General features: G+C 72.4%; 8 protein-coding genes and 1 pseudogene. 4 read left to right on the top strand and 5 right to left on the bottom strand.

The features are described 5' to 3' along the window. Positions 1–29: 29 nt before the first annotated feature. The gene (locus J7I94_RS37745; protein ID WP_215174870.1) at positions 30–629 is read right to left on the bottom strand and encodes a Uma2 family endonuclease; all 600 of its coding nucleotides are present in this window, start codon (positions 627–629) and stop codon (positions 30–32) included. A gap of 230 nt (positions 630–859) precedes the next feature. On the opposite strand from J7I94_RS37745, the gene J7I94_RS37740 reads away from it, so the two are divergent. From J7I94_RS37740 to J7I94_RS37725, 4 genes are all read left to right on the top strand, one after another. Then, the gene (locus J7I94_RS37740; protein ID WP_215174869.1) at positions 860–1,798 is read left to right on the top strand and encodes a diiron oxygenase; all 939 of its coding nucleotides are present in this window, start codon (positions 860–862) and stop codon (positions 1,796–1,798) included. Positions 1,799–1,849: 51 nt separating this feature from the next. Further along, positions 1,850–2,503, top strand: a complete 654-nt coding sequence (locus J7I94_RS37735; RefSeq protein WP_215174867.1) for a TetR/AcrR family transcriptional regulator — start codon at positions 1,850–1,852, stop codon at positions 2,501–2,503. 31 nt (positions 2,504–2,534) lie between these two features. Continuing rightward, positions 2,535–2,834 (top strand): hypothetical protein, encoded by a 300-nt coding sequence (locus tag J7I94_RS37730; RefSeq protein ID WP_215174865.1) that lies wholly within the window; start codon positions 2,535–2,537, stop codon positions 2,832–2,834. 103 nt (positions 2,835–2,937) lie between these two features. After that, a complete protein-coding gene (locus J7I94_RS37725; RefSeq protein ID WP_215174863.1) occupies positions 2,938–4,074 on the top strand; it encodes a C40 family peptidase in 1,137 nt (378 codons plus the stop codon). Between the two features lie 16 nt (positions 4,075–4,090). Here J7I94_RS37725 and J7I94_RS37720 read toward each other — a convergent pair whose 3' ends face one another. From J7I94_RS37720 to J7I94_RS38900, 4 genes and pseudogenes are all read right to left on the bottom strand, one after another. After that, entirely contained in the window at positions 4,091–4,732 is a 642-nt protein-coding gene (locus tag J7I94_RS37720; RefSeq protein ID WP_215174861.1) for an ATP/GTP-binding protein, read from the bottom strand. Continuing rightward, positions 4,713–5,147 (bottom strand): DUF742 domain-containing protein, encoded by a 435-nt coding sequence (locus tag J7I94_RS37715; RefSeq protein ID WP_215174859.1) that lies wholly within the window; start codon positions 5,145–5,147, stop codon positions 4,713–4,715. Before J7I94_RS37715 ends, J7I94_RS37720 begins: the two co-directional genes overlap by 20 nt. Further along, entirely contained in the window at positions 5,144–5,647 is a 504-nt protein-coding gene (locus J7I94_RS37710) for a roadblock/LC7 domain-containing protein (RefSeq protein WP_215174857.1), read from the bottom strand. Before J7I94_RS37710 ends, J7I94_RS37715 begins: the two co-directional genes overlap by 4 nt. Further along, positions 5,644–6,046: pseudogene (locus J7I94_RS38900) on the bottom strand (histidine kinase); the annotation flags it as partial. The gene J7I94_RS37710 and the pseudogene J7I94_RS38900, both read right to left, overlap by 4 nt.

The following is a 6,046-nucleotide window of genomic DNA, read 5'->3' as shown; positions in this document are numbered from 1 at the left end:
CAAACGACAGGCCCTAGGGGCTGAGGGGGCTAGCGGCGGCGGTCGATCGCGGTGAGGTCGATGTCGACGGGGAAGGGGACGGTGAGCTTGAGGCGGTTGTGGAAGATGCCGGTGGGCACGTAGGAGCGGGTCGCGGGGTCGATCTCGTAGACGTAGACGACCGGGAGTCCTTCGTTCTCCTCGACCCGCCAGTAGTGCGGGATGCCCGCCTGCGCGTACTTCCGGGGTTTCGTCTCGCGGTCCCGCTCCTCGGACTCCTTGGAGACGACTTCGACGGCGATGACGACGTCTTCCGGCCGGTACCACGTCTGATGGGGACCGCCGTAGGCATCCGCGCGGAACACCAGCACGTCCGGCTCGGGCCGGTTGCGTTCGTCGAGCTTGATCGTCATCAGCGGCATGACGTTCAACTCGTCCGGTACGTGAGCCAGCAAGGCGTTGTCCAACAGACGGATGGCCATGGAGTGGAAGTTGGTCTGCGGACTCACGAAGACGAGGCTCCCGTCGATCAGCTCCGTGTGCGCAGGCAGGTTGGGAAGCTCGTCGAGGTCGTCCGCCGTCCAGCCGCCCTCCGGCGGACGGGGCCACTGGTAGTCGCCGTCCAGCCCGTAGTCACGTGCGGCGCTCATGATCGCTCCCATGTGCCGGAGTCTGGCTGACGCGGCCAGGATACCGAGGGCGAACGCCGACGCCGCGCTCCATCGGGTGGCGCCGCACAGCGGCATTGACGAACCCCACACCTTTACTGCCGGTCGACAAGTCCCGCCCAGGGGATTGACGCGCTTGCTGACGAGCAGTCTCATAAGGGGGAGTAACCCGGGGTAACCCGTACGGCGAGGTACGACGAGATGGGACAGCCATGACGACCCTGACGGAAGCCGACGCGCTCGACGGCATGCGCGACGCGCTCGGCCTGCTCAAGGACCGGGAGCAGGTGGCCGAACGGCTGCTCGACTCTTCCGCCAAGCACTCGTTCGACCCGGACAAGGAGCTGGACTGGGACGCGCCGTTCGAGGACGGCAAGTGGTTCTGGCCGCCGGAGCTGGTGTCGCTCTACGGCACCCCGCTGTGGAAGCGGATGAGCGAGGAGCAGCGCGTCCTGCTCTCCCAGCACGAGGCCGCCGCCCTCGCCTCGCTCGGCATCTGGTTCGAGCTGATCCTGATGCAGCTGCTGGTCCGGCACATCTACGACAAGTCGGCGACCAGCGCGCACGTGCGCTACGCGCTCACCGAGATCGAGGACGAGTGCCGGCACTCGAAGATGTTCGCCCGGCTGATAACCCGGGGCGGGACGCCGTGGTACCCGGTCAGCCCCGTCCACCAGCACCTCGGCCGCCTCTTCAAGACCATCTCCACCACGCCCGGCTCCTTCACCGCGACCCTGCTCGGCGAGGAGGTCCTGGACTGGATGCAGCGGCTGACCTTCCCCGACGAGCGCGTGCAGCCGCTGATCCGGGGGGTCACGCGCATCCACGTGGTCGAGGAGGCCCGCCACGTCCGGTACGCCCGTGAGGAGCTGCGGCGCCAGATGGTGACCGCCCCGAAGTGGTCCAAGGAGTTCACGCGGCTCACCTCCGGCGAGTTCGCCCGGGTCTTCTCGGTCGCCTTCGTCAACCCCGAGGTCTACACCAACGTCGGGCTGGACAAGCGCCAGGCCGTGGCCCAGGTCAAGGCGAGCGGCCACCGCAAGGAGATCATGCAGACCGGCTCCAGGCGGCTGACCGACTTCCTGGACGACATCGGGGTGCTGCGCGGGGCCGGACGCCGGCTGTGGAAGTCGTCGGGGCTGCTGGCCTGACCCCGCCGGACAAACGGGGGCGGGGGCCGCGCACCGGTTACCCTGCGGGTCATGACCCCGCAGGCCTCCACCCCCGCCTACCGCCGGCTCAGCGTCGAGGAACGGCGCGCGCAGCTGCTCGACGCCGCGCTCGCCCTCTTCGCGCACCGGCCGCCGGAGGAGGTCTCGCTCGACGACGTGGCGGAGCAGGCCGGGGTCTCCCGCCCCCTGGTGTACCGGTACTTCCCCGGCGGCAAGCAGCAGCTCTACGAGGCCGCGCTGCGCTCGGCCGCCGACGAGCTGCGGCTCTGCTTCGACGAACCCCGCGAGGGCCCGCTGCTCGCCCGGCTCACCCGCGCCCTGGACCGCTACCTCGCCTTCGTCGACGAGCACGACACCGGCTTCAGCGCCCTGCTGCGCGGCGGCAGCGTCGTCGAGACCTCCCGGACCACGGCCATCGTGGACGGCGTACGCCGGGCCGCCGCCGAGCACATCATGAGCCACCTCGGCGTCGACGAACCGGGCCCCCGGCTGCGGATGACGGTCCGGATGTGGATCACGGCGGTGGAGGCCGCCTCGCTGATCTGGCTGGACGAGGAGAAGCAGCCGCCCGTCGGGGAGCTGCGCGACTGGCTCGTGGAGCAGTTCGTCGCCGTACTGTCCGTCACCGCCCGGCGCGACCCGCTGACGGCCACGCTGGTCGAGGCGCTGGTGGCGGAGGTCTGACACGGGCGCCGCGCGGCGCACACTGGGTGCCGTGAAGAGCGAAGACGTGCCCTTCGAGGGCGGACCGATGGACGGCCGGGTGCTGCCGGTGCTGGTGGGGATGACCGGGCACCCGCCGAAGACCTACCGCATCCCGGTCCCCGGCGGCGACGGCCGGCCGGCCACCGTGCTGGTATATCGCCGGGTCCCCCGCGAGGACGGCACCCGTCTCGGTTTCGCACGCTGGAAGTACGTCCACGCGCCCGAGGGCGCCCCGCGCTCCCGAGTGCGCCGGCCCTGGTCGAAACCGGACGCCACGCCGGGCGGCAAGCCGGACGACGCCGACGGGTGACCCCGTTGCGCCGGGCGGCCCACACTCGGCGCGCGAAGCCGCGCCGGCCGCCCGATGCTCGCCGTGCGGAGCGGACAGGCCGCCCCGCAGCGGAGGTGATGGCATGTCAGGAAGGCTTCTGCGACTGGTGTGTACGGCGGCGACGGCGGCCGGGCTCGTCCTCGCCCCCCTGCCCGCCGCGGCGGCACCCGAGCCCGGCGAACGCCCCGTCGCACATCTGCTGACGGACCTTCAGCGGCTGTACCGCGCGGCCGAGAAGGCCACCGAGGCCTACAACGACACCGAGGAGAAGCTGAAGCGCCGGCGCGCGCAGGCCGAGCGCCTCGACGCCGAACTGGCCCGCACCCGGCTGACCCTGCGCGACAGCCGGGGCGCGGCGGCCCGGCTGGCCCGGCAGCAGTACCAGAACAGCAGCACCGCCCTCTCCCCCTACGTACGCCTGCTGCTGGCCCGCGATCCGCAGCGCGCCCTCGACCAGGGGCATGTGATCGGCCGGCTGGCGCGGGACCGCGCCGAGACCGTCGGCCGGCTGACCGGCAGCGAGAAGCGGGCCGACGAGCTGGCCCGCCGGGCCCGCGAGGCGCTCGACGCGCAACGCGCCCTCGCCGCCCGGCAGAAGAAGGCCCGCGACACGGTGCTCGACCGGCTGCGGGACGTCGAGGAGATGATCGCCTCGCTCAGCCCGCGGCAGCTCGCGGCGCTGGCCGCGTTCGAGAAGGACGGGACCGCGAAGGCGCAGGAGCGGTTCATGGCGTCCGGGGCGATCGGCGACGACGACGGAAAGCCGTCCGCCGGGGGCGACCGGGCGCTGCGCTTCGCGGTCGACCAGCTCGGCAAGCCGTACGAGTGGGGCGCGGAGGGGCCCGCCTCCTACGACTGCTCGGGGCTGACCTCGGTGGCCTGGGAGCGGGCCGGGACGCCGATCCCGCGGACCAGCCAGGAGCAGTGGGCCCGGCTGAAGCGGGTCCCGCTGGACCAACTGCGCCCCGGTGACCTGGTCGTCTACTTCCCCGAGGCCACCCATGTGGCGATGTACCTGGGCGGCGGCATGGTCGTCCAGGCGCCGCGCCCCGGCGCCGCGGTGAAGGTCTCCCCCATCGCGGCCAACCCGGTCCTCGGCGCCGTACGCCCCGACCCCGGCGGCCGGCCCCTGGCCCACTACGCGCCGCCGAGGCTGCCGGCGGGGGCGGCGGACGGGGCCGACGCGGGGTACGGGGCGGCGCACGCGCCGGCGGGCTGACGCGCGGCGCGCGGTCCTACTCGGGTGTCTCCTCCAGCGCGTGGCCCACCAGGGTCAGCAGGGTCTGCACGACCTCGATCCGGCGCCGCGCGTCCATGATCAGCACGGGTATGCGCTCCGGGACCGTCAGCGCCTCCCGTACGTCCGCCGCGTCGAACCGCTCGCTGCCGTCGAAGTGGTTCACCGCCACGACGTACGGCAGTCCGCAGCTCTCGAAGTAGTCCAGCGCCGGCCAGCAGTCCTTCAGCCGCCGGGTGTCGGCCAGCACGACGGCGCCGATCGCGCCGCGCACCAGGTCGTCCCACATGAACCAGAACCGCTGCTGGCCGGGGGTGCCGAACAGGTAGAGCACCAGGTCGTCGTCGAGCGTGAGGCGGCCGAAGTCCATGGCCACGGTGGTGGTGACCTTGTCCGGCGTGGCGGTGAGGTCGTCGACGTCCTCGCTGGCCCGGGTCATCAGCGCCTCGGTCAGCAGCGGCGGGATCTCCGAGACGGAGGTGACCAGGGTGGTCTTGCCGACGCCGAACCCGCCCGCCACCACGATCTTCGTGGCGACCGGGGCGTGGTCGGTGTTCGTCTGCCAGGGCCACAGGGACTCCTCGGGTTCGACGAACGGGAAACCACCGGGGACGGTGGTGTCAGAGACGGCGGAGTCCACTCAGCACCCTTTCCAGCAGAGCGCGGTCCGGACGGCCCGTGCCATGGCCGGTCCCGGTGCCGTACACACGGATCTTTCCCTGGTCCACGAGGTCGCTGAGGAGCACGCGGACCACGCCGAGCGGCATCCTCAGCAGCGCGGCGATCTCGGCCACCGTTCGCATCCGGCGGCACAGTTCGACGATGGCGCGCATCTCCGGGAGCACTCGGAGCGGGCCGTTCGTCACCTCCTCGGGCTTCTCGGCGGCCTCCGGCGTGGCGGCCGCGTCGACTGCGCCGACGAAGGTCTCCACGAGCAGGACGTGGCCGAAGCTGGTCCGGCCGCCGGTGAGCGAGTACGGGCGGACCCGGGCGGGCGGGCGGTCGCCGCGTACAGGAAGTCTGTCCTTCGGTCTCCGGCTCTCGGTCCGGCTCACCGCGGGTTACCGGCCGCCCCGGCCTCCACGGATTTCCGCAGCTCGTTACGGAGTTCCGGGGTCAGCACATGGCCGGCCCGGCCCACGAACAGCGCCATGTGGTACGCCACCACGCTCATGTCGCAGTCGGCGGAGCCGTGCACGCCGAGCAGTGAGCCGTCGCTGATCGACATCACGAACAGGCTGCCCTCGTCCATGGCGATCATCGTGTGCTTCACCTCGCCGGAGTCCATCAGCTTCGCGGCGCCGACGGTCAGGCTGCCGATGCCGGAGACGACGGTGGCGAGGTCGGCGGCGGAGCCGCGCGGGCCGGAGCCGGCGCGGCCCTGGGGGCGGCGGGCCGCCTCGTTGCTCTCCATGTCGGAGGAGAGCAGCAGCAACCCGTCGGAGGAGACCACCGCGACGGAGAGGATGCCGGGCACCTCCTCGACGAGGTTGGTGAGCAGCCAGTGCAGGTTGCGGGCCTCACGGCTCAGCCCGACGGTGCTGGGAGCGGTCAACTGCTTGCCTCCTCGACGGTGCCCCCCGTGGACGGTTCGGTGCGGTCCGGTGCGGCGTCCGGCGTCTCGTGCCGGGTGGTGCGGTCGGCGATCTCGGCCTCGACCTCGCGCCGTCCGGCCTCCGCGCCCTTGCGGAAGCCGCCCAGACGGCGGCGGAGCGCGTCGGCGTCCAGGGAGCCCGTGCGCGGGCGGGGCGCCGACGCGGGGGTGCTGATCCGGGGGGTCCGCTTGGGCAGACCCTTGTCGGTGACCGGCTCGTCGGCCTCGTCCCCCTCGTCGGGGACGCGGTCGTGGGCGGGCTCGGCTTCGGCGGTGGGCTCGGCTTCGGCGGTGGGTTCGGCTTCGGCGGTGGGTTCGGTCTCGGGGGCCGGTTCGGTTTCGGGGGCCGGTTCGGTCTCG

Source organism: Streptomyces sp. ISL-12 (genome assembly GCF_018614415.1).
Classification (GTDB): Bacteria; Actinomycetota; Actinomycetes; order Streptomycetales; family Streptomycetaceae; genus Streptomyces.
This window is presented reverse-complemented; position numbering and strand designations above follow the sequence as displayed.

Coding starts and splice junctions, on each gene's coding strand:
- J7I94_RS37745 (WP_215174870.1), bottom strand. CDS start 629: ATGAGCGCCGCACGTGACTACGGGCTGGACGGCGACTACCAGTGGCCC.
- J7I94_RS37740 (WP_215174869.1), top strand. CDS start 860: ATGACGACCCTGACGGAAGCCGACGCGCTCGACGGCATGCGCGACGCG.
- J7I94_RS37735 (WP_215174867.1), top strand. CDS start 1,850: ATGACCCCGCAGGCCTCCACCCCCGCCTACCGCCGGCTCAGCGTCGAG.
- J7I94_RS37725 (WP_215174863.1), top strand. CDS start 2,938: ATGTCAGGAAGGCTTCTGCGACTGGTGTGTACGGCGGCGACGGCGGCC.